Annotated in this window: 19 protein-coding genes; 18 read left to right on the forward strand and 1 reads right to left on the reverse strand. The window is 51.8% G+C overall.

Going from position 1 to position 22284, the window contains the following annotated elements; translation table 11 throughout:
* Positions 1 to 48: 48 nt before the first annotated feature.
* The 18 genes from EDF88_RS13525 (at position 49) to EDF88_RS13610 (ending at position 20234) form a co-directional block, all read left to right on the forward strand.
* On the forward strand, positions 49 to 723 hold the full coding sequence (locus EDF88_RS13525) for an NADH-quinone oxidoreductase subunit B (protein ID WP_064512680.1): 675 nt from the start codon (positions 49 to 51) through the stop codon (positions 721 to 723).
* Between the two features lie 89 nt (positions 724 to 812).
* Positions 813 to 2624 (forward strand): NADH-quinone oxidoreductase subunit C/D, encoded by a 1812-nt coding sequence (gene nuoC, locus EDF88_RS13530; RefSeq protein ID WP_134185159.1) that lies wholly within the window; start codon positions 813 to 815, stop codon positions 2622 to 2624.
* 2 nt (positions 2625 to 2626) lie between these two features.
* Positions 2627 to 3127 carry an NADH-quinone oxidoreductase subunit NuoE gene (gene nuoE, locus EDF88_RS13535; RefSeq protein ID WP_064512676.1) on the forward strand — a complete coding sequence of 167 codons (501 nt, stop codon included), beginning with the start codon at positions 2627 to 2629 and terminating at the stop codon, positions 3125 to 3127.
* Entirely contained in the window at positions 3124 to 4464 is a 1341-nt protein-coding gene (nuoF, locus tag EDF88_RS13540; RefSeq protein ID WP_134185161.1) for an NADH-quinone oxidoreductase subunit NuoF, read from the forward strand. The genes nuoE and nuoF overlap by 4 nt, the downstream gene beginning before the upstream one ends.
* A gap of 59 nt (positions 4465 to 4523) precedes the next feature.
* Positions 4524 to 7247 carry an NADH-quinone oxidoreductase subunit NuoG gene (gene nuoG, locus EDF88_RS13545; protein WP_134185163.1) on the forward strand — a complete coding sequence of 908 codons (2724 nt, stop codon included), beginning with the start codon at positions 4524 to 4526 and terminating at the stop codon, positions 7245 to 7247.
* Positions 7244 to 8221 carry an NADH-quinone oxidoreductase subunit NuoH gene (gene nuoH, locus EDF88_RS13550; RefSeq protein ID WP_064512669.1) on the forward strand — a complete coding sequence of 326 codons (978 nt, stop codon included), beginning with the start codon at positions 7244 to 7246 and terminating at the stop codon, positions 8219 to 8221. Before nuoG ends, nuoH begins: the two co-directional genes overlap by 4 nt.
* 14 nt (positions 8222 to 8235) lie before the next feature.
* Positions 8236 to 8778 carry an NADH-quinone oxidoreductase subunit NuoI gene (nuoI, locus tag EDF88_RS13555; protein WP_064512666.1) on the forward strand — a complete coding sequence of 181 codons (543 nt, stop codon included), beginning with the start codon at positions 8236 to 8238 and terminating at the stop codon, positions 8776 to 8778.
* 12 nt (positions 8779 to 8790) lie between these two features.
* Positions 8791 to 9348, forward strand: a complete 558-nt coding sequence (gene nuoJ, locus EDF88_RS13560) for an NADH-quinone oxidoreductase subunit J (RefSeq protein ID WP_064512664.1) — start codon at positions 8791 to 8793, stop codon at positions 9346 to 9348.
* Positions 9345 to 9647, forward strand: a complete 303-nt coding sequence (gene nuoK, locus EDF88_RS13565) for an NADH-quinone oxidoreductase subunit NuoK (protein ID WP_034458791.1) — start codon at positions 9345 to 9347, stop codon at positions 9645 to 9647. The genes nuoJ and nuoK overlap by 4 nt, the downstream gene beginning before the upstream one ends.
* A complete protein-coding gene (gene nuoL / locus EDF88_RS13570; protein ID WP_134185165.1) occupies positions 9644 to 11485 on the forward strand; it encodes an NADH-quinone oxidoreductase subunit L in 1842 nt (613 codons plus the stop codon). The genes nuoK and nuoL overlap by 4 nt, the downstream gene beginning before the upstream one ends.
* A 206-nt stretch (positions 11486 to 11691) precedes the next feature.
* A complete protein-coding gene (nuoM, locus tag EDF88_RS13575) occupies positions 11692 to 13221 on the forward strand; it encodes an NADH-quinone oxidoreductase subunit M (protein WP_064512657.1) in 1530 nt (509 codons plus the stop codon).
* A gap of 6 nt (positions 13222 to 13227) precedes the next feature.
* Positions 13228 to 14685: an NADH-quinone oxidoreductase subunit NuoN gene (gene nuoN / locus EDF88_RS13580; RefSeq protein WP_064512655.1), complete on the forward strand. Its 1458-nt coding sequence runs from the start codon at positions 13228 to 13230 to the stop codon at positions 14683 to 14685.
* A 145-nt stretch (positions 14686 to 14830) separates the two neighbouring features.
* Positions 14831 to 16270, forward strand: coding sequence for a deoxyribodipyrimidine photo-lyase (gene phrB, locus EDF88_RS13585; protein WP_134185167.1), 1440 nt, complete (start codon positions 14831 to 14833; stop codon positions 16268 to 16270).
* Entirely contained in the window at positions 16260 to 17003 is a 744-nt protein-coding gene (locus tag EDF88_RS13590; protein WP_134185169.1) for a type 2 GTP cyclohydrolase I, read from the forward strand. Before phrB ends, EDF88_RS13590 begins: the two co-directional genes overlap by 11 nt.
* Before the next feature lie 20 nt (positions 17004 to 17023).
* A complete protein-coding gene (pxpB, locus tag EDF88_RS13595; protein ID WP_134185171.1) occupies positions 17024 to 17680 on the forward strand; it encodes a 5-oxoprolinase subunit PxpB in 657 nt (218 codons plus the stop codon).
* Positions 17674 to 18606: a 5-oxoprolinase subunit PxpC gene (pxpC, locus tag EDF88_RS13600; protein ID WP_134185173.1), complete on the forward strand. Its 933-nt coding sequence runs from the start codon at positions 17674 to 17676 to the stop codon at positions 18604 to 18606. Before pxpB ends, pxpC begins: the two co-directional genes overlap by 7 nt.
* Positions 18607 to 18623: 17 nt before the next feature.
* Positions 18624 to 19415: an endonuclease VIII gene (gene nei / locus EDF88_RS13605; RefSeq protein WP_134185175.1), complete on the forward strand. Its 792-nt coding sequence runs from the start codon at positions 18624 to 18626 to the stop codon at positions 19413 to 19415.
* 90 nt (positions 19416 to 19505) lie between these two features.
* Entirely contained in the window at positions 19506 to 20234 is a 729-nt protein-coding gene (locus tag EDF88_RS13610) for a hypothetical protein (RefSeq protein WP_243839618.1), read from the forward strand.
* 56 nt (positions 20235 to 20290) lie between these two features.
* On the opposite strand, the gene EDF88_RS13615 is transcribed toward EDF88_RS13610, so the two are convergent.
* A complete protein-coding gene (locus EDF88_RS13615; protein WP_064512639.1) occupies positions 20291 to 21577 on the reverse strand; it encodes a citrate synthase in 1287 nt (428 codons plus the stop codon).
* Positions 21578 to 22284 lie beyond the last annotated feature (707 nt).

Consider the following 22284-nt stretch of genomic DNA (forward strand, 5'->3'; position numbering starts at 1 on the left):
AACACCGCTGAAAATTGAATTATAACGAGCATAAAATGAGGCAATAAGATGGACTATACGCTCACCCGCATAGACCCCGACGGTGAGAACGACCGTTACCCCCTGCAAAAACAGGAGATCGTAACCGATCCTCTTGACCAAGAAATCAACCGTAGTGTGTACATGGGCAAGCTCGAACATGCTATGCACGATATGGTGAACTGGGGTCGTAAAAACTCAATTTGGCCTTATAACTTTGGTCTTTCGTGCTGCTACGTTGAGATGGTGACCTCGTTTACCGCCGTACATGACGTGGCACGTTTTGGTGCCGAAGTTCTGCGTGCTTCCCCGCGTCAGGCTGACCTGATGGTTATTGCAGGAACCTGCTTTACCAAAATGGCTCCCGTTATTCAGCGTCTTTATGACCAAATGCTTGAGCCAAAATGGGTTATCTCAATGGGTGCCTGCGCCAACTCCGGCGGCATGTACGACATCTATTCTGTAGTGCAAGGCGTGGATAAATTCCTGCCGGTCGATGTTTACATCCCAGGTTGTCCACCGCGCCCGGAAGCCTATATGCAGGCTCTGATGTTGCTGCAAGAATCTATTGGTAAAGAGCGTCGTCCACTGTCTTGGGTGGTTGGTGATCAGGGCGTGTATCGCGCCAACATGCAATCAGAGCGCGAGCGTAAACGCGGCGAGCGTATTGCAGTCACTAATCTTAGGTCGCCAGACGAGATTTAATTTGCGCCTGTGGTCCGCGTGAGTTTACTTCGCATATCAATAATATTAGCGCGAAGCCGCTGACCAACAGTCACCACGTACCATTTGCAATGGTGAGAATTATGACCGATTTAACTGCGCATGATGCCAACCAGGAAGCCTGGCAAACCCGTGACCATTTAGATGATCCGGTTATTGGCGAACTGCGTAACCGTTTTGGGCCGGATGCTTTTACTGTTCAGCCAACCCGCACTGGAGTTCCGGTGACTTGGGTTAAGCGTGAACAATTACTGGAAGTGGTCGATTTCTTAAAGAAATTACCGAAGCCCTACGTGATGTTGTTCGACTTACACGGCATGGATGAACGTCTCCGTACTCACCGCAACGGTTTACCGGCTGCGGATTTTTCCGTTTTCTACCACCTGATTTCCATCGATCGCAACCGCGATATCATGCTCAAGGTGGCGCTGTCTGAAAACGACCTGAACGTGCCAACAATTACCAAACTGTTCCCGAACGCTAACTGGTATGAGCGTGAAACCTGGGAAATGTTTGGCATCACCTTTAATGGTCACCCGCACCTGACGCGCATCATGATGCCGCCAACGTGGGAAGGCCATCCGCTGCGTAAAGATTATCCGGCGCGTGCCACCGAGTTCGATCCGTTTGAATTGACCAAACAGAAAGAAGACCTCGAGATGGAAGCGCTGACCTTCAAGCCTGAAGAGTGGGGCATGAAGCGCAGCAGCGAGCATGAAGATTTCATGTTCCTGAACCTCGGTCCAAATCACCCATCCGCGCACGGTGCATTCCGTATCGTTCTGCAACTCGACGGTGAAGAGATTGTCGATTGCGTACCGGATATCGGCTACCACCACCGTGGTGCTGAGAAAATGGGTGAGCGTCAGTCCTGGCACAGCTACATTCCGTATACCGACCGTATCGAGTACCTCGGCGGCTGCGTAAACGAAATGCCATACGTGCTGGCGGTTGAAAAACTGGCGGGTATCAAGGTTCCTGAACGTGTTGACGTTATCCGCGTCATGCTGTCCGAACTGTTCCGTATCAACAGTCACCTGCTTTACATCTCTACGTTTATTCAGGACGTGGGCGCGATGACTCCGGTGTTCTTCGCCTTTACCGACCGTCAGAAAATCTATGACCTTGTTGAAGCGATTACCGGTTTCCGTATGCACCCGGCCTGGTTCCGTATCGGTGGAGTTGCACATGACTTGCCAAACGGTTGGGAACGCCTGCTTAAAGAGTTCCTCGACTGGATGCCAAAACGTCTGGATTCCTACGAGAAAGCTGCGCTGCGTAACACCATTCTGAAAGGTCGTTCACAGGGCGTTGCTGCTTACGGCAAGAAAGAAGCACTGGAGTGGGGCACAACGGGTGCTGGCCTGCGCGCAACTGGCGTTGACTTCGATATCCGTAAAGTTCGTCCTTACTCTGGTTACGAAAACTTCGACTTCGAAATCCCGGTCGGCGGTGGCATCAGCGACTGCTACACCCGTGTGATGCTGAAAGTTGAAGAGCTTCGCCAGAGCTTGCGCATTCTTGACCAGTGCCTGAAAAACATGCCTGCTGGCCCGTTCAAAGCTGACCACCCGCTGACAACGCCGCCACCGAAAGAACGCACGCTGCAACATATCGAGACCCTGATCACTCACTTCCTGCAAGTTTCGTGGGGCCCGGTTATGCCGGCTAACGAATCCTTCCAGATGATTGAGGCGACGAAAGGGATTAACAGTTACTACCTGACCAGCGACGGCAGCACCATGAGCTACCGTACCCGTATTCGTACCCCGAGCTTTGCGCACTTGCAGCAAATCCCGTCGGCGATTCGCGGCAGTCTGGTTTCTGACCTGATTGTCTATCTGGGTAGTATCGATTTTGTAATGTCTGATGTGGATCGCTAACTATGCACGATAAACAACAACCCCAGGCAGAAGCCTTTGAGCTGAGTCAATTCGAGCGTGATGCGATTGAGCACGAAAAACATCATTACGAAGATGCTCGCGCAGCCTCTATCGAAGCGCTGAAGATTGTTCAGAAGCAGCGTGGCTGGGTGCCAGACGGCGCTATTTATGCCATCGCTGAAGTTCTGGGTATTCCAGCCAGCGACGTAGAAGGTGTTGCCACATTCTATAGCCAGATTTTCCGCCAGCCGGTAGGCCGCCATGTCATTCGTTATTGCGATAGCGTGGTTTGCCACATTACGGGCTATCAGGGCATTCAGTCTGCCATTGAAGCAAAACTGGACATCAAACCGGGTCAAACCACGTTTGATGGTCGCTTTACCCTGCTGCCAACCTGCTGTCTGGGTAACTGCGACAAAGGGCCGACCATGATGATTGATGAGGACACTCACAGCTATCTGACGCCGGAAGCAATCCCTGATTTGCTGGAGCAGTATAAATGAAGACGATTATTCGTACTGCCGAAACCCATCCGCTGACCTGGCGGTTGCGTGATGACAAACAGCCTGTCTGGCTGGATGAATATCGCAGCAAAAACGGCTACGAAGGTGCGCGTCTTGCTTTGACAGGCCTGGCACCAGACGAAGTCGTTACCCGCGTTAAAGACTCAGGTCTGAAAGGGCGTGGCGGCGCAGGTTTCTCCACCGGTCTGAAGTGGAGCCTGATGCCGAAAGACGAGTCTATGAACATCCGTTACCTGCTGTGTAACGCCGATGAAATGGAACCCGGCACCTATAAAGACCGTTTGCTTATGGAGCAACTGCCGCACCTTTTGGTGGAAGGCATGCTGATTTCTGCATTCGCGCTGAAAGCCTACCGCGGTTACATCTTCCTGCGCGGTGAGTACATCGAAGCGGCTGTGCATTTGCGCCGCGCGATTGCTGAAGCAACCGAAGCAGGTTTGCTGGGCAAAAACATTCTCGGTTCTGGTTTTGATTTTGAGCTTATCGTGCACACCGGTGCCGGGCGTTATATCTGTGGTGAAGAAACCGCATTGATTAACTCCCTGGAAGGCCGCCGCGCGAACCCACGTTCAAAACCACCATTCCCTGCCTCAAGCGGCGTGTGGGGTAAACCAACGTGTGTTAATAACGTTGAAACTCTGTGCAACGTGCCAGCGATTCTGGCCAACGGCGTGGAATGGTATCAGGGCATTTCGACCAGCAAAGATGCTGGCACCAAGCTGATGGGCTTCTCCGGGCGTGTGAAAAACCCAGGCGTCTGGGAATTACCGTTCGGTACCACCGCACGTGAGATTCTTGAAGAATACGCCGGTGGTATGCGTGATGGCCTGAAATTCAAAGCCTGGCAGCCGGGCGGGGCAGGGACAGACTTCCTGACCGAATCGCATCTTGACCTGCCGATGGAATTCGAAAGCATCGGTAAAGCAGGCAGTCGTTTAGGTACGGCGCTGGCGATGGCGGTTGACCATGAAATTGGTATGGTTCCGTTGGTGCGCAATTTGGAAGAGTTCTTTTCCCGTGAATCTTGCGGCTGGTGTACACCTTGCCGTGATGGCCTACCGTGGAGTGTGAAAATTCTGCGTGCGCTGGAGCGTGGCGAAGGCCAGCCTGAGGATATCGAGACACTTGAGCAACTGTGTCGTTTCCTCGGTCCGGGTAAAACCTTCTGTGCGCATGCGCCAGGTGCGGTTGAGCCATTACAGAGTGCGATTAAATATTTCCGCGACGAATTCGAAGCAGGCATTGCCAAACAAGATTTCGGTAACACGCGTGCCATTGCTGGCATCCAACCGAACTTATTAAAAGCGCGCTGGTGATACCTGACAACAAGTTTGCAGGTTATAAAATTTTATAATTAATTGGAAGCATGCTGACTATGGCTACGATACATGTAGACGGCAAAGAATATGAGGTAAATGGGTCAGACAACCTGCTGCAAGCATGTCTGTCGCTCGGCCTTGATATTCCTTATTTTTGCTGGCACCCGGCGCTTGGTAGCGTCGGTGCTTGCCGCCAGTGCGCGGTGAAGCAATATCAGAACGCAGAAGATCTTCGTGGTCGCCTGGTGATGTCTTGTATGACACCAGCTTCTGATGGCACGTTTATCTCTATTGATGACGGCGAAGCTAAAGAATTCCGCGAAAGCGTAGTGGAATGGTTGATGACCAACCACCCACACGACTGCCCGGTTTGTGAAGAAGGCGGCAACTGCCACTTGCAAGATATGACGGTAATGACCGGTCATAGCTTCCGTCGCTATCGTTTCACCAAGCGTACTCACCGTAATCAGGACCTCGGCCCGTTCATCTCTCACGAAATGAACCGCTGTATCGCTTGTTACCGCTGTGTGCGTTACTACAAAGATTATGCTGACGGCACCGATTTGGGTGTTTACGGCGCTCATGACAACGTCTACTTCGGCCGCCCTGAAGACGGTACGCTTGAGAGCGAATTCTCCGGTAACCTGGTAGAAATCTGCCCGACCGGTGTATTCACTGATAAAACTCACTCCGAGCGTTATAACCGTAAGTGGGATATGCAGTTCGCCCCTAGCATTTGCCAGCAGTGCAGCATCGGCTGTAACACTAGCCCTGGTGAGCGTTATGGTGAATTGCGTCGTATCGAAAACCGTTACAACGGTACCGTGAACCACTACTTCCTGTGTGATCGTGGCCGCTTCGGTTATGGCTACGTCAACCTGAAGGATCGTCCACGTCAGCCGATCCAACGCCGTGGCGACGATCTGATCACCCTGAACGCTGAACAAGCGATGCAGGGCGCGGCAGATATTCTGCGCCAGTCGAAGAAAGTGATCGGTATCGGATCCCCACGTGCCAGCGTTGAAAGCAACTTCGCGCTGCGTGAACTGGTGGGTGCAGATAACTTCTACACCGGTATTGCAACAGGTGAACAAGCACGTCTGCAACTGATGCTCAAAGTACTGCAAGAAAGTGGCATTCACACTCCGGCACTGCGTGAAATCGAAACCTACGATGCGGTTCTGGTGCTGGGCGAAGACATTACTCAGACCGGCGCACGTGTTGCACTGGCTGTGCGTCAGGCAGTGAAAGGGAAATCACGTGAAATGGCAGCAGCACAGAAAGTTGCTGACTGGCAAATCGCGGCGATCATGAACATTGGCCAGCACGCGAAACACCCGCTGTTTGTCACCAATATCGACAGCACTCGTCTTGATGACATCGCCGCATGGACTTATCGTGCTCCGGTTGAAGATCAGGCGCGTCTGGGCTTCGCGATTGCTAACGCGCTGGACAGCAACTCACCAGCCGTTGAACTCGACCGTGACCTGAAAAACAAAGTCGACGTGATTGTTCAAGCGCTGGCGGGTGCGAAAAAACCATTGATCGTATCCGGTACTAACGCCGGAAGCGAAGCGGTGATTCAGGCGGCAGCAAACGTTGCTAAAGCACTGAAAGGCCGTGGTGCCGATGTTGGTATCACTATGGTTGCTCGTGCAGTCAACAGTGTTGGGCTAGGCCTTATCGGCGGTGGTTCTCTTGAAGAAGCACTGAGCGAACTGGAAAGCGGTTCTGCCGATGCGGTAGTCGTGCTGGAAAACGATCTGCATCGCCATGCCTCTGCGGCACGTGTTGACGCAGCACTCAGTAAAGCTCCGCTGGTGATGGTTATCGACCATCAACGCACTGCGATTATGGATAAAGCCCATCTGGTGCTCTCCACCGCAAGCTTCGCTGAAAGCGACGGTACGGTTATCAACAACGAAGGCCGCGCACAGCGTTTCTTCCAGGTTTATGACCCGTCTTATTACGACCACTCCATTGTGATGCTGGAAAGCTGGCGCTGGTTGCATTCACTGCACAGTACAGTTGAAAGCCGTGAAGTGGACTGGACGCAGTTAGATGATGTTATTGATGCTTGCGTGAAGGCGTTGCCACAACTGGCCGGAATTAAAGAGGCGGCACCTGATGCCAGCTTCCGTATTCGTGGTCAGAAACTGTCGCGTTCCCCAATCCGCTCCAGTGGTCGTACGGCAATGCGTGCGAACATCAGTGTGCATGAACCGCGCCAGCCGCAGGATAAAGACACTATGTTCGCCTTCTCTATGGAAGGGAACAACAGCCCGTCTGCAAATCGTCAGCAAATCCCATTCGCATGGGCACCAGGCTGGAACTCACCTCAGGCATGGAACAAATTCCAGGCTGAAGTGGGTGGCAAACTGCGTCACGGCGATCCGGGTGTGCGTCTGATTGAAGCGTCCGAAACGGGTATCGATTACTTCACCGATGTGCCGGAAATCTTCCAGGCAGAAGAAGGGAAATGGCGTATTGCGCCTTACTACCATCTGTTTGGCAGTGATGAAATGTCTCAACGTTCTCCTGTTTTCCAGAGCCGTATGGCCGAGCCGTATATCAAGCTCAATCCAGCTGATGCTGCAAAACTGGGCGTGAACGCGGGAAGCCTGATTTCGTTTAGCTATGAAGGCCAGACGTTAAGTCTGCCGCTGCAACTTTCCGAAGGGCTGGCAGCAGGGCAGGTTGGTTTACCGATGGGTATGCCTGGCATTGCTCCGGTACTGGCGGGTGCTCGTCTTGAAAATCTTCAGGAGGCTGGCCAATGAGTTGGTTAACACCGGATGTTATCGACATTCTGCTGAGCATTCTCAAAGCGGTCGTTATCCTGCTGGTCGTGGTGACCTGCGGTGCGTTCATGAGTTTTGGTGAGCGTCGTTTGCTGGGCCTGTTCCAGAACCGTTACGGACCGAACCGTGTTGGCTGGGGCGGCTCGCTCCAGTTAGTCGCGGACATGATCAAGATGTTCTTTAAAGAAGACTGGACTCCACGCTTTGCGGACCGCGTCATCTTTACCCTGGCTCCGATGATTGCTTTTACCTCGCTGCTGTTGGCCTTTGCGATTGTGCCGGTCAGCCCAAGCTGGGTAGTCGCCGATCTGAACATTGGTATTTTGTTCTTCCTGATGCTGGCAGGTCTCGCGGTTTACGCGGTGCTGTTCGCTGGCTGGTCGAGTAACAACAAATACTCATTGCTGGGTGCGATGCGTGCGTCTGCGCAGACACTCAGCTACGAAGTGTTCCTTGGTCTGTCGCTAATGGGCGTTGTTGCGCAGGCGGGTTCATTCAATATGGGCGATATCGTTGATAACCAAGCCAACCTGTGGAACGTGATTCCGCAGTTCTTCGGCTTTGTTACCTTCGCAATTGCTGGTGTTGCAGTTTGTCACCGTCACCCGTTTGACCAACCAGAAGCTGAGCAAGAACTGGCAGATGGTTATCACATCGAATATTCAGGCATGAAGTTTGGCCTGTTCTTCGTTGGTGAATACATCGGCATCGTTACGGTTTCAGCCCTGATTGTCACCCTGTTCTTTGGTGGCTGGCATGGTCCGTGGTTACCACCTTTCATCTGGTTTGCGCTGAAAACTGCATTCTTCATGATGATGTTCATTTTGATCCGTGCAGCATTGCCTCGTCCGCGTTATGACCAGGTGATGTCCTTCGGCTGGAAAATTTGCCTGCCGTTGACACTGGTTAATCTGCTGGTGACCGCCGCGGTCATTCTCTATCAGGCACCATAAGGGGTGAAAAAACCATGACATTGAAAGAGTTAGCGGTTGGTTTCGGCACCCAGGTACGCAGTATCTGGATGATCGGTCTGCACGCGTTTGCCAAACGTGAAACGCAGATGTATCCGGAAGAACCAGTATATTTACCGCCGCGCTACCGTGGTCGCATCGTGTTAACTCGCGATCCGGACGGTGCCGAGCGCTGTGTTGCCTGTAACTTGTGTGCAGTAGCTTGCCCGGTAGCCTGTATCTCTTTGCAAAAAGCAGAAACGAAAGACGGCCGCTGGTATCCAGAGTTCTTCCGTATCAACTTCTCGCGCTGCATCTTCTGTGGTCTGTGCGAAGAAGCGTGCCCAACAACGGCTATTCAGCTCACACCTGATTTCGAACTGGGTGAGTTTAAGCGCCAGGATTTGGTGTACGAAAAAGAGGATCTGTTGATCTCCGGTCCGGGCAAATACCCGGAATATAACTTCTACCGGATGGCAGGTATGGCAATCGACGGCAAAGATAAGGGCGAAGCGGAAAACGAAGCCAAGCCTATCGACGTCAAAGGCCTATTACCTTAAAGGAGCAAGGCAATGGAATTCGCTTTTTATATATGCGCAATCATCGCGGTCGGGACCACCCTAAGGGTGATCACGCATACCAACCCGGTGCATGCCTTGCTGTATTTGATTATCTCGCTGTTGGCTATTTCCGGGGTGTTCTTCTCCCTGGGAGCTTACTTTGCCGCAGCGCTTGAGATTATCGTCTACGCCGGCGCCATCATGGTGTTGTTCGTCTTTGTGGTAATGATGCTCAACCTCGGCGGTGCGGTCGTTGAACAAGAGCGTAACTGGCTGAAACCGCAGTTGTGGATTGGCCCTGGCATTTTGTCAGCCGTTCTGCTTTCAGTGCTGGTTTACGCAATCCTGGGTCTGAATGACCAGGGGATTGACGGTACGCCAGTGAGTGCAAAAGCGGTAGGTATTGCGCTGTTCGGACCGTATGTTCTGGCAGTGGAATTAGCCTCAATGCTGCTGCTGGCGGGTCTGGTTGTTGCATTCCACTTGGGTCGTGAAGACCGTCAGGGTGAAGTGCTGAGCAATCGCCAGGCTGACGCAGCCGCGAAAAGAAAAACGGAGGAGCACGTATGATTCCGCTGCAACATGGACTAATCCTCGCTGCCATTTTGTTCGTATTGGGGCTGACGGGGCTTGTGATTCGTCGCAACCTGCTTTTCATGCTGATTAGCCTGGAAGTGATGATCAACGCTGCTGCCCTGGCGTTTGTGGTCGCTGGCAGTTACTGGGGCCAGGCTGATGGCCAGGTGATGTATATTCTTGCGATTAGCTTAGCTGCCGCCGAAGCCAGTATTGGCCTCGCACTGTTACTGCAGCTCCATCGTCGTCGCCAGAGCCTGAATATCGATTCAGTAAGTGAGATGCGTGGATGAACCTTCTCTGGTTAACCATTCTTTTGCCTTTTATTGGCTTTTTATTGTTGGCGTTCTCTCGCGGTCGTTGGTCAGAAAACCTTTCTGCAACGGTTGGGGTCGGCTCAATCGGTCTTGCGGCGTTAGTCACCGCGATTGTTGGGGTTGATTTCTTTAACAACGGAAGAGAAGCGTTCACCCAGCCGTTATGGACCTGGATGTCAGTTGGCGATTTTAATATCGGCTTCAACCTGATCCTCGACGGTTTGTCATTGACCATGCTGTCGGTGGTGACCGGCGTTGGTTTCCTGATCCACATGTACGCATCCTGGTATATGCGTGGGGAAGAGGGCTACTCTCGCTTCTTCGCTTACACCAACCTGTTTATTGCAAGCATGGTCGTGCTGGTGCTTGGCGATAACTTGTTGCTGATGTATCTCGGTTGGGAAGGCGTAGGTCTATGCTCGTATCTGCTGATTGGTTTCTACTATACCGATCCGAAGAACGGCGCTGCGGCTATGAAAGCCTTCGTTGTGACTCGCGTGGGTGATGTGTTCCTCGCTTTCGCATTGTTCATTCTTTACAACGAACTGGGCACGCTGAACTTCCGCGAAATGGTTGAACTGGCACCGCAGCACTTTGCGGCGGGCAACCAAATGCTGATGTGGGCAACCCTGATGCTGTTAGGCGGCGCGGTGGGTAAATCTGCTCAGTTGCCTTTGCAGACCTGGCTTGCGGATGCAATGGCAGGCCCAACGCCTGTTTCAGCGCTGATCCACGCAGCGACCATGGTTACCGCGGGTGTCTACCTGATTGCCCGTACTCACGGCCTGTTCCTGCTAACGCCTGAAGTGCTGCATTTAGTGGGTATCGTGGGTGCGGTCACGCTGGTGATGGCGGGTTTCGCAGCACTTGTGCAAACCGATATCAAACGTGTGCTGGCGTACTCGACCATGAGCCAGATTGGCTACATGTTCCTGGCGCTGGGCGTACAAGCGTGGGATGCGGCGATTTTCCACCTGATGACGCACGCCTTCTTCAAAGCGTTGCTGTTCCTGTCGTCTGGTTCGGTGATTCTTGCCTGCCACCACGAACAAAACATCTTCAAAATGGGTGGCCTGCGTAAGTCCATTCCGCTGGTGTATATCTGCTTCCTGGTCGGCGGCGCCGCGTTGTCTGCGTTGCCACTCATTACTGCGGGCTTCTTCAGTAAAGATGAGATTCTGGCCGGTGCGATGGCGAATGGTCATGTGAACCTGATGGTTGCGGGTCTGGTCGGAGCGTTTATGACCTCACTGTACACCTTCCGTATGATCTTCATCGTCTTCCACGGTAAAGAGCAGATTCACGCGCATCCACTTAAAGGCATCACTCATAACTTGCCGCTGATTGTGCTGCTGGTGTTGTCCACCTTCGTTGGCGCAATGATTGTTCCGCCGCTTGCTGGTGTTCTGCCAGCGACTACTGAACTTGCGCACGGTAGCGTGCTGGCACTTGAGATTACCTCCGGTGTTGTCGCCATCGCCGGTATCCTGATTGCAGCATGGCTGTGGCTGGGCAAACGTACTCTGGTAACAGCGATTGCCAACAGCGCACCGGGTCGCTTCTTTGGTACCTGGTGGTTCCATGCCTGGGGCTTCGATTGGCTTTATGACAAAGTCTTCGTTAAGCCATTCCTGGGTATCGCCTGGCTTATCAAGAGCGATCCGTTGAATTCACTGATGAACATTCCGGCAATTCTTTCACGCTTTGCAGGTCGCGGCCTGTTGGTGAGCGAGAACGGTTACCTGCGCTGGTATGTGGCATCAATGAGTATCGGTGCGGTCGTGGTTGTAGGCTTGCTGCTGGTATTGCGCTAAGCATTTAAGAGCTAAGTGAATTTTCTCTGAGAATTCGTTGAAAATTAGGTCCTGAAAAACAGGCGTCATCGGCGAAGTCAGACTGAACACCGCCAGCGCGGAGCAACCGGAGCGTACTTGAGTACGTGAGGATTGCGAGCACTGCCGGGGTTCGGTATGACGAGCAAGATAGCCTGAACTGGACTTTAACAAGGATATTTATTGCCATGCTATTACCCTGGCTGATACTAATCCCCTTTATTGGCGGCTTCTTCTGCTGGCAAACAGAGCGCTTCGGCGTAAAAGTGCCACGTTGGATTGCGCTGGTAACGATGGGACTGACACTGGCTCTCTCGCTGCAACTGTGGTTAGCCGGTGGCTATTCACTGACGCAATCCGCTGGTTTGCCGCAGTGGCAGTCTGAATTTATCCTGCCGTGGATCCCACGCTTTGGGATAACCATCCACCTTGCGCTGGACGGCTTATCTTTACTGATGGTGGTGCTCACCGGTCTGCTCGGCGTGCTGGCGGTACTCTGTTCGTGGAATGAAATCGAAAAATATCAGGGCTTCTTCCACCTCAACCTGATGTGGATCCTCGGTGGCGTTATCGGCGTGTTCCTTGCCATCGACATGTTCCTGTTCTTCTTCTTCTGGGAAATGATGCTGGTGCCGATGTACTTCCTGATCGCACTGTGGGGCCATAAAGCCTCCGACGGGAAGACACGCATCACCGCTGCAACCAAGTTCTTCATCTATACCCAGGCAAGCGGCCTGGTGATGCTGATTGCGATTCTTGGTCTGGTGTTCGTGCACTACAATTCAACCGGTGTGTGGACGTTTAACTATGAGCAATTGCTGCACACTGAAATGTCCAGCAGCGTTCAATGGTTGCTGATGCTGGGCTTCTTCATTGCGTTTGCGGTGAAAATGCCAGTGGTTCCATTGCATGGTTGGTTGCCGGATGCGCACTCCCAGGCACCAACGGCAGGTTCTGTTGACCTCGCAGGTATCTTGCTGAAAACCGCAGCCTACGGTCTGTTGCGTTTTGCACTGCCGCTGTTCCCAGAAGCGTCTGCTGAATTTGCACCGATTGCCATGTGGCTGGGTGTTATCGGCATCTTCTATGGCGCGTGGATGGCCTTCGCACAAACTGATATTAAACGCCTGATTGCTTACACATCCGTTTCCCACATGGGCTTTGTGTTGATTGCCATTTATACCGGCAGCCAACTGGCTTATCAGGGTGCGGTGATTCAGATGATTGCTCACGGTCTTTCTGCGGCCGGTATGTTCATCATCTGTGGTCAGATTTACGAGCGTTTGCACACTCGTGATATGCGTCTGATGGGCGGCCTGTGGAACAAAATTAAATGGCTGCCAGGCCTGTCGTTATTCTTTGCAGTGGCAACGCTGGGTATGCCGGGCACCGGTAACTTTGTTGGCGAATTCATGATTCTGTTCGGCAGTTACCATGTCGTGCCAATGATTACTATTATCTCGACTTTCGGTCTGGTCTTTGCCTCAGTTTATTCTCTGGCGATGATTCATCGTGCTTACTTCGGTAAAGCTAAAAGCGAAATCAGTGATAAACAACTGGCAGGCATGTCGCTGCGCGAGTTCTTTATCATCCTGTTGCTGGTGGTGTTGTTAGTCCTGTTGGGCTTCTACCCGCAGCCAATTCTGGATACTTCGCATGCCGCGATGAGCAATATTCAGCAGTGGTTTACCAGTTCAATTCCAACTACAAGGCCGTAATTCGCCATGACTATAACTCCTCAACAATTGATCGCGCTGCTACCGCTGCTCGTCGTCGGATTGACGGTGGTGGTTGTGATGCTCTCCATAGCGTGGCGACGCGACCATTTTGTCAATGCAACACTGGCAGTAATTGGCCTTAACGCCGCACTCGTTTCACTGTGGTTTGTGGGTCAGGCTGGGGCGATGGATGTCACGCCGCTGATGCGCGTTGATGGCTATGCGATGCTCTATACTGGACTGGTTCTGTTGGCGAGCCTTGCGACCTGTACGTTTGCTTACCCGTGGCTTCAGGGTTACACCGACAACCGCGAAGAGTTTTACCTGCTGGTGTTGATTGCAGCACTGGGCGGTATTCTGCTGGCAAACGCAAATCACCTGGCAGCATTGTTCCTGGGTATTGAGCTGATCTCGCTGCCGTTATTCGGTTTGATTGGCTACGCCTTCCGCCAGAAAAGGTCGCTTGAGGCGAGTATCAAATACACCATTCTGTCTGCTGCAGCCTCTTCATTCCTGCTGTTCGGTATGGCGCTGGTGTACGCAGAATCAGGTGACCTGTCGTTTGTGAGCCTCGGTAAGAGCCTGGCAGACAACATGCTGCATGAACCTCTGCTGCTTGCGGGGCTGGGTCTGATGATTGTTGGACTTGGCTTTAAACTGTCACTGGTTCCATTCCACTTGTGGACACCAGATGTTTACCAGGGTGCACCGGCTCCAGTTTCCACTTTCCTGGCAACCGCCAGCAAAATCGCCATCTTTGGTGTGGTAATGCGTCTGTTCCTCTACGCGCCAGTTGGCGATAGCGAAGCAGTTCGTGTGGTACTGGGTATTATCGCCTTTATCTCTATCATCTTCGGTAACCTGATGGCATTGAGCCAGACCAATATCAAGCGTCTGCTTGGTTACTCGTCTATCTCACACCTCGGTTATTTGATGGTGGCATTGATTGCGCTGCAAAGCGGCAACATGTCGATGGAAGCGGTCGGTGTTTATCTGGCAGGTTATCTGTTCAGCAGCCTCGGCGCGTTCGGCGTGGTCAGCCTTATGTCCAGCCCATACCGTGGTCCGGATGCAGACTCTCTGTACTCTTACCGTGGTCTGTTCTGGCACAAGCCAATTTTGTCTGCGGTCATGACCGTGATGATGCTGTCACTGGCAGGTATTCCAATGACGCTCGGCTTCATCGGTAAGTTCTACATTATTGCGGTAGGTGTGCAGTCTCACCTGTGGTGGCTGACCGGTGCTGTGGTACTGGGTAGTGCGATTGGTTTGTACTACTACCTGCGTGTGACGGTGAGTTTGTACCTGAACGCACCGCAACAACCAGGCCGTGATGCGCCAACTAACTGGGCGTTTACTGCAGGCGGTGTAGTGGTTCTGATCTCCGCCGTGCTGGTGCTGTTACTGGGTGTATACCCGCAACCACTCATCACGCTGGTGCGTATGGCAACACCAATGATGTAGTAGCCAGATTTGTCGGGTTGCTTCCCGACTAACACGACTAACGTAAAGGCTACCCAATCGGGTAGCCTTTTTGATTTACAGCTTTGCTACACTTAGTTAAATGCCGTCTCAACAATCGTATTCTGCTAATTAAACATGGAGTTGTATGGCCACGCATCTGGTCTGGTTTCGCAATGATTTACGGGTGAATGACAATCTGGCGCTGGCTGCGGCGTGCCGTGACCCACACGCGCATGTGATAGCCATTTTTATCGCGACTCCGCGTCAATGGCGACAGCATGAAATGTCGCCACGCCAGGCTGAATTCATATGGCAGCACTTGCAGTGCTTGCATACCTCTCTTGCTGAGCGTGGCATCGAACTTTTTATTCACCAGGTTGATGGTTTTGATGACTCAGTCGAATACCTGAAAAACTTTTGTGAAGCGCAGAAAGTCAACGCGTTGTTTTACAACTATCAGTACGAATTCAATGAGCGGCAGCGTGATGCGGCTGTAGAAAAGATGCTGGGCCGTGAAGTGGTTTGCCAGGGTTTTGATGACAGCGTTTTATTGGCACCGGGAAGCGTTACCACCGGCAATAACGAGATGTACAAAGTCTTTACGCCATTTAGTAAAGCGTTCATCAAGCGGCTGCATGAAGGGTTGCCGGAATGTGTATCGGCCCCGAAAAACCGTGGGATTACCTTGCCGGAAACGAACACACTCGCGGAAATTGATTATCCCCGCCAGCCTGTCGATGAACGCCTGTTCCCCATCGGCGAACAGCAGGCTATTCACCAACTACGCCAGTTTTGCTGCCAGCCGGTGGTTGATTACGCAGAGCAACGTGATTTCCCCGCAATCGACGGGACCAGTCGCCTATCGGCTTATCTGGCGATTGGCGTACTTTCGCCACGCCAATGTTTGCACCGTTTACTGAGAAATCACCCCCAGGCACTGGATGGAGGCGCAGGTTCGGTTTGGTTAAATGAGTTAATCTGGCGTGAGTTCTATCGCCATTTGCTGGTGGCTTACCCGAAACTGTGCCGTTATCAGCCGTTTATCTCATGGACAGATAACGTTATCTGGCGGCAAGATAAATCACAGCTTATAGCCTGGGAGCAGGGCAATACGGGGTTTCCTGTTGTGGATGCTGCGATGCGCCAGCTAAACACAATTGGCTGGATGCACAACCGTTTACGTATGGTGGTGGCGAGCTTTTTGGTCAAAGACTTATTGATCGACTGGCGATGCGGCGAACGCTACTTTATGTCGCAACTGATTGATGGTGACCTGGCTGCTAACAATGGCGGCTGGCAATGGGCGGCCTCGACCGGCACTGATGCCGCACCTTATTTTAGAATCTTTAACCCAACCACCCAAGGCGAGCGCTTTGATGGAAAAGGTGAATTTATACGTCAGTGGTTGCCTGAATTGAGTGATATACCGGATAAATATATCCACACCCCTTGGGTCTGGGCGGACAAACAACAACTGAAACTGGACTATCCGCGCCCAATTGTTGACCATAAACAAGCACGTATAGTGACACTCGCCGCTTATGAAGCGGCCCGTAAATCTGAAGAGAAAGATAATGAAAAATAGCGAACTGGAACGCCTGATTAACGAAAAACTCAACAGCGCTGCTATCAGCGATTACGCGCCGAATGGTTTACAGGTCGAAGGGCGTGAAGAAGTCCGCAAAATCGTTACCGGTGTGACCGCAAGTCAGGCACTCATTGATGAGGCGATACGTCTGGAAGCAGATGCGGTGATTGTTCACCATGGCTACTTCTGGAAAGGTGAGTCTCCGGTGATTCGTGGTATGAAACGCAATCGCCTGAAAGCGCTGCTCAGCAATGACATCAATTTATACGGCTGGCATTTGCCGCTCGATGCGCATCCGCAGCTTGGCAATAACGCGCAATTAGGCGCATTGCTGGGGATTGAAACCAAAGGGGAAGTCGAGCCGCTGGTGCCTTGGGGAGAGTTTCCAACACCGCTTTCTGGCGTAGAACTGGCTTCATGGATTGAGATGCGACTTGGTCGTACACCGCTTTGGAGCGGTGATACGGGTCCTGAACAAATTCGCCGTGTCGCCTGGTGTACTGGCGGTGGGCAAAGTTTTATTGATAGCGCGGCACGTTTTGGCGTTGATGCGTTTATTACCGGTGAGGTTTCAGAGCAGACTATTCATTCCGCACGTGAACAAGGTCTACATTTCTATGCGGCCGGGCATCACGCCACCGAGCGCGGCGGTATTCAGGCATTAAGCGACTGGCTGAATAGTGAGACAGATTTGGAAGTGACCTTTATCGATATTCCGAACCCGGCATAACGTCAGACCGAGGAGTAAAAGTGCAAAGAGCGCGGTGTTATCTGTTAGGCGAAAGTGCGGTAGTTCTTGAATTGGAACCACCTTTATCGCTGGAAAGTCAGCAACGGATCTGGGGATTAACCCAGCGTCTACTGGAATCTCCCGCTGTTTCAGAAGTCATTCCGGGGATGAACAATATCACTGTGGTGCTATGTGAACCGCAAAGCCTGGCGCTGGATGGTATTGAGCGGCTCCAGCGCTGGTGGGAAGAGAGCGAGGCCATGGTGGTTGAATCTCGCCGCATTGATATTCCAGTAATTTATGGTGGCAGTGTTGGCCCTGATTTAGCCGAAGTCGCAGGGCATTGCGGCTTATCGGCAAGCCAGGTTGTGGAGCTGCACTCATCCGTTGATTACATTGTCTATTTTCTCGGTTTTCAACCAGGCTTTGCCTATCTTGCAGGCCTTGCTCCCACTCTTTCTATGCCGCGTCGGGCTGAGCCACGCTTGATGGTTCCTGCAGGCTCGGTAGGTATTGGCGGCAGCCAGACGGGTATTTATCCGCTGGCAACGCCTGGTGGCTGGCAGCTTATCGGCCAGACGCCCGTGAGGCTCTTTAATCCGGCTGATAACGTGCCAACACTACTGGCGCCGGGAGATACCGTCCGCTTTGTGCCTCAAAAGGAGGGGGTGTGCTGAAAATAATCCGTGCTGGAATGCATATGTCGATACAAGACGCAGGGCGTTTTGGTTACCGGCAGTTGGGTGTTAGTCGTTGCGGTGCCCTTGATACCCCAGCGTTGAAAATTGCTAATTTGCTGGTGGGTAATGCACCAGATAGTGCCGCGCTGGAAATCACGCTTGGCCATTGCGTTGTTGAGTTCACCAGCGATGGCTGGTTTGCGTTAACTGGTGCTGGAAGCCACGCTGAACTGGATGGGCGCACAGTCTGGACTGGCTGGCGACTACCGGTGAAAGCGGGCCAGCAATTAAGGCTAAAAGTGCCTGAACGCGGGATGCGTAGCTATCTTGCTGTCGCCGGTGGGTTGGATGTACCTGAAATCCTGGGTTCTTATAGTACCGATCTCAAAGCGCAAATTGGCGGCATCGAAGGGCGTTTGCTCAAAGATGGCGATGAAATACCGCTATTACCGGCAACTCGACGGTTCCGGGAGTCGCGCGGTGTAAAGCAGCTCTTGTGGGGGAACCGCATTCGTGCGCTGGCGGGCCCGGAATATCAGGAGTTTACGCACACTTCGCAAGATGCATTCTGGCGTTTACCGTGGCAGTTAAGCCCGCAAAGTAACCGCATGGGTTATCGCATGCAGGGGCAGCGGCTTGAGCGCACTACCGATCGCGAGTTGTTGTCGCATGGGCTACTGCCGGGAGTGGTACAGGTGCCGCATAATGGGCAGCCTATTGTACTGATGAACGATGCGCAGACAACCGGCGGATATCCAAGGATTGCCTGCGTGATCGAAGCTGACATGTTTAACCTTGCGCAATTACGCTTAGGGGAGCCGGTTCATTTCGTGCAATGCACGTTGGAAGAAGCCCTTAAAGCGCGTCGTGAGCAGCAAATCTATCTTGAGCAACTGGCCTGGCGGCTGAATAACGAAGACTAATTTTCAAGGGCAAAGAGATGCCAGAAGGTCCGGAAATAAGGCGAGCGGCAGATAAACTTGAAGCCGCCGTTTTAAATAAAGCGCTAACCGAAGTCTGGTTTGCATTTCCTCAGTTGAAGCCGTTTGAGCAAACATTAGTTGGTCAAAGCGTCGAGCGTATCGAAACGCGTGGAAAAGCATTGCTGTTGCATTTTTCTAATGGGTTAACCATGTACAGCCACAACCAACTTTATGGCGTGTGGCGTGTGGTTAATGCAGGTGAAACGACAGACACGACACGTGTTTTACGCGTCAGATTGCAGACTGCTGATAAAGCCATTTTGCTCTACAGCGCTTCAGATATTGAAATACTCAATGGCGATCAACTGTTAAAGCATCCGTTTTTATTACGTGTCGGGCCGGATGTCCTTGATATGACGCTAACGGCAGAACAGGTGAAAGCACGCTTGTTGTCGGCAAGGTTTCGTAGGCGCCAGTTCAGTAGTTTGTTGCTGGATCAGGCTTTCCTGGCAGGGCTGGGAAATTATCTGCGCGTTGAGATTCTCTGGGCAGTTGGGCTATTAGCGCACCATAAAGCACAGAGTTTAACTCCTGAACAACTCGATAAACTGTCTCATGCACTGCTGGATATCCCACGTTTTTCATACAATACGCGTGGCACTGTGGATGAGAATAAACACCATGGGGCTATTTTCAGCTTTAAGGTGTTTCATCGTGCAGGGGAGAAATGCGAACGCTGCGGCGCCATTATTGAGAAAACAATGCTTTCATCCAGGCCATTTTATTGGTGCCCTGGCTGTCAGCATTAAATAATCCTGAAGATAGCGTTTATCGCATGGCGCGAAGATCGGGTATATTGGGATGTAGATCACAAAAAATTTAAAGGAAGACGTTGCACTATGAGTTCTCGTTTCGCCCTGGCTGCCATAGCAGCCGTTTTAGCCCTGACAGGATGCGCAAAATCGAAAACCGCAGACACGACATCGGCTTTCGATTTTGGCTCCTCGCGCGTGACCGTGACGCATATCCCAACGAAAACCGACGATGGCACCACAATATACGTGACCATTGATAGCAAGGATGCTGGTGCGCTGGGGACGGGTAAAAGTATTGAACTACAACTGCCAGAGGGCAAACATACAGTCGGCGGCTATGCCCGTACGCTGATTGGTCGCGTAACCATATCGCCTGTTGAAGTGTCGACATCGAGCGATGTTGTCAGCCACGTGACATATTCCATTGCGAATAGTAAACCGACATTTACCGTCCGCGCATCAACCCCGGTTCCGAAACCGAAGTCAGAAACGATTCCGGTAGAATCTGTTCCTGTTATACAACAGCAAATTGAAGAGCCTGCCGCGGTCGAACAAACGCAGGTTACACCATCTGCCACGGTCGAACAGACGCAGGTTACACCATCTGCCTCGGCCGAACAGACGCAGGTTACACCATCTGCCACGACCGAACAGACGCAAGTTACACCACCTGCTGCGCCAGCAGCGACGCAGGAAACTCAATCGCCGAAAGTCACCGAACTGACGCCAACAACCCAGTCGCAGACCGAAACGCAAACATCGACACCGCAGGGCGTGGGCATCACCAATCTGACAGATAACCCGCAGGCATAACGCTGACTCAAAAAAAACGCGCCTTTCGGCGCGTTCTTTACTTTCCAGAAACGAACTTATTTTTTCAAATCAGATTTGAAATCACGCTGTTCGTAGCCAGTATACAACTGACGTGGACGGGCAATTTTAATGCCGTCGTCGTGCATTTCGTTCCAGTGAGCAATCCAGCCAACAGTACGCGCCATCGCGAAGATAACGGTAAACATGGAAGATGGAATACCCATTGCTTTCAGGATGATGCCTGAGTAGAAGTCCACGTTCGGGTAGAGTTTCTTCTCGATAAAGTACGGGTCGTTAAGCGCGATATGCTCAAGTTCCATCGCCACTTCTAGCAGATTGTTATCTTTCAGATTCAGCTCTTTAAGAACTTCATGGCAGGTTTCACGCATCACTGTGGCACGCGGGTCGTAGTTTTTGTACACGCGGTGGCCAAAGCCCATCAGGCGGAAAGAGTCATTCTTATCTTTCGCACGACGAACGAATTCAGGAATGTGTTCAACACTGCTGATCTCTTCAAGCATCTTCAGTGCTGCTTCGTTAGCACCACCGTGCGCAGGTCCCCACAGGGATGCGATACCGGCTGCGATACAAGCAAATGGGTTAGCGCCACTTGAGCCAGCAGTACGAACGGTTGATGTGGAAGCGTTTTGCTCGTGGTCTGCGTGCAGGATCAGAATTCGGTCCATGGCGCGTTCCAGAATAGGGTTAACTTCGTATTTCTCGCACGGCGTGGAGAACATCATGTTCAGGAAGTTACCGGCATAAGACAGGTCGTTGCGTGGATAAACGAACGGTTGCCCTATTGAATATTTGTAACACATGGCTGCCATGGTCGGCATTTTGGACAACAGGCGGAACGCGGCAATCTCACGGTGGCGTGGGTTATTCACGTCCATGGAGTCATGATAAAACGCCGCCAGTGCACCGGTCACACCACACATCACAGCCATCGGGTGGGAGTCACGACGGAAACCGTGGAACAAACGTGTAATTTGTTCGTGGATCATGGTGTGACGGGTGACGGTGGTTTTAAATTCTTCGTATTGTTCCTGGGTCGGTTTTTCGCCGTTCAGCAGGATATAGCAGACTTCAAGATAATTGGAGTGTGTTGCCAGTTGATCTATCGGGAAACCACGGTGCAGCAAGATGCCTTCATCACCGTCGATAAAGGTGATTTTTGATTCGCATGATGCGGTAGAGGTAAAACCCGGGTCAAAAGTAAATACACCTTTAGAACCAAGACTACGGATATCAATTACATCCTGACCGAGAGTGCCTTTTAGCACATTCAGTTCCAGAGCATCATCACCATTATAGGTGAGAGTTGCTTTTTTATCAGACATTTACGGTCTCCTTAGCGCCTTATTCATCAGACTGCGGGATGCCCGACTTGCCTATTTCCGTCATACTTCAAGTTGCATCTTTGTTGGCTTTCCTCGCTAACCCCAGTCACTTACTTATGTAAGCTCCTGGGGATTCGCCGCGTTGCCGCCTCGATGCCACTCGAATTATTTAGGAAATACATTCAAACCAATCGCGACTCTCTACCAGTTTTTTATTTGGCTCTCAGCTCTGTTTTGATATCAGTGTAACGCAGGGTACAGAGCAATGGGCGCTTGCAGGTAACACGAGTCACGCAGGCGAAAAAACAGCAAATCAGGGTGTTAGCAGTCCATATCATTCAAATCTGTGTACCACTAATAACGGTCCTGATTGATTGGGTCAATACCGATACACTGTTACATAACTTATTCTCAGGTGAAAGGCTGACCCTATAACTTTTGCGAATTATACGGCTTTTCTGGCATTGTTTGTAACAAAAATGTTTAACTTTTGTCAAATCAGATGATTAAAATTTAAAATAATGTTGTTATCGTGATCCTGCTCACTGTTCAGACCAAAAGCCCTTCAAACTATATGTAGGTTAATTGTAATGAATTTGTGAAGCGCCTATACTGCCGCCAGGTCTCCGGAATACCCTGCCACCGGGCGCCACCCAGCGTTGTAGCCAGTTTTTTGGCATCTGGATGTAGCTGTTTTTGCATGACGC

It is taken from the genome of Buttiauxella sp. BIGb0552 (assembly GCF_004366275.1).
Taxonomy (GTDB): Bacteria; Pseudomonadota; Gammaproteobacteria; order Enterobacterales; family Enterobacteriaceae; genus Buttiauxella; species Buttiauxella gaviniae.

Excerpts from the sequence above, each read along its gene's own strand:
- nuoG (WP_134185163.1), top strand. The coding sequence starts at position 4,524 with ATGGCTACGATACATGTAGACGGCAAAGAATATGAGGTAAATGGGTCA.
- nei (WP_134185175.1), top strand. The coding sequence starts at position 18,624 with ATGCCAGAAGGTCCGGAAATAAGGCGAGCGGCAGATAAACTTGAAGCC.
- nuoI (WP_064512666.1), top strand. The coding sequence starts at position 8,236 with ATGACATTGAAAGAGTTAGCGGTTGGTTTCGGCACCCAGGTACGCAGT.
- phrB (WP_134185167.1), top strand. The coding sequence starts at position 14,831 with ATGGCCACGCATCTGGTCTGGTTTCGCAATGATTTACGGGTGAATGAC.
- EDF88_RS13615 (WP_064512639.1), bottom strand. The coding sequence starts at position 21,577 with ATGTCTGATAAAAAAGCAACTCTCACCTATAATGGTGATGATGCTCTG.
- nuoJ (WP_064512664.1), top strand. The coding sequence starts at position 8,791 with ATGGAATTCGCTTTTTATATATGCGCAATCATCGCGGTCGGGACCACC.
- EDF88_RS13525 (WP_064512680.1), top strand. The coding sequence starts at position 49 with ATGGACTATACGCTCACCCGCATAGACCCCGACGGTGAGAACGACCGT.
- nuoF (WP_134185161.1), top strand. The coding sequence starts at position 3,124 with ATGAAGACGATTATTCGTACTGCCGAAACCCATCCGCTGACCTGGCGG.
- EDF88_RS13610 (WP_243839618.1), top strand. The coding sequence starts at position 19,506 with ATGAGTTCTCGTTTCGCCCTGGCTGCCATAGCAGCCGTTTTAGCCCTG.
- nuoH (WP_064512669.1), top strand. The coding sequence starts at position 7,244 with ATGAGTTGGTTAACACCGGATGTTATCGACATTCTGCTGAGCATTCTC.
- nuoN (WP_064512655.1), top strand. The coding sequence starts at position 13,228 with ATGACTATAACTCCTCAACAATTGATCGCGCTGCTACCGCTGCTCGTC.
- nuoC (WP_134185159.1), top strand. The coding sequence starts at position 813 with ATGGTGAGAATTATGACCGATTTAACTGCGCATGATGCCAACCAGGAA.
- nuoK (WP_034458791.1), top strand. The coding sequence starts at position 9,345 with ATGATTCCGCTGCAACATGGACTAATCCTCGCTGCCATTTTGTTCGTA.
- nuoE (WP_064512676.1), top strand. The coding sequence starts at position 2,627 with ATGCACGATAAACAACAACCCCAGGCAGAAGCCTTTGAGCTGAGTCAA.
- EDF88_RS13590 (WP_134185169.1), top strand. The coding sequence starts at position 16,260 with ATGAAAAATAGCGAACTGGAACGCCTGATTAACGAAAAACTCAACAGC.
- nuoL (WP_134185165.1), top strand. The coding sequence starts at position 9,644 with ATGAACCTTCTCTGGTTAACCATTCTTTTGCCTTTTATTGGCTTTTTA.
- nuoM (WP_064512657.1), top strand. The coding sequence starts at position 11,692 with ATGCTATTACCCTGGCTGATACTAATCCCCTTTATTGGCGGCTTCTTC.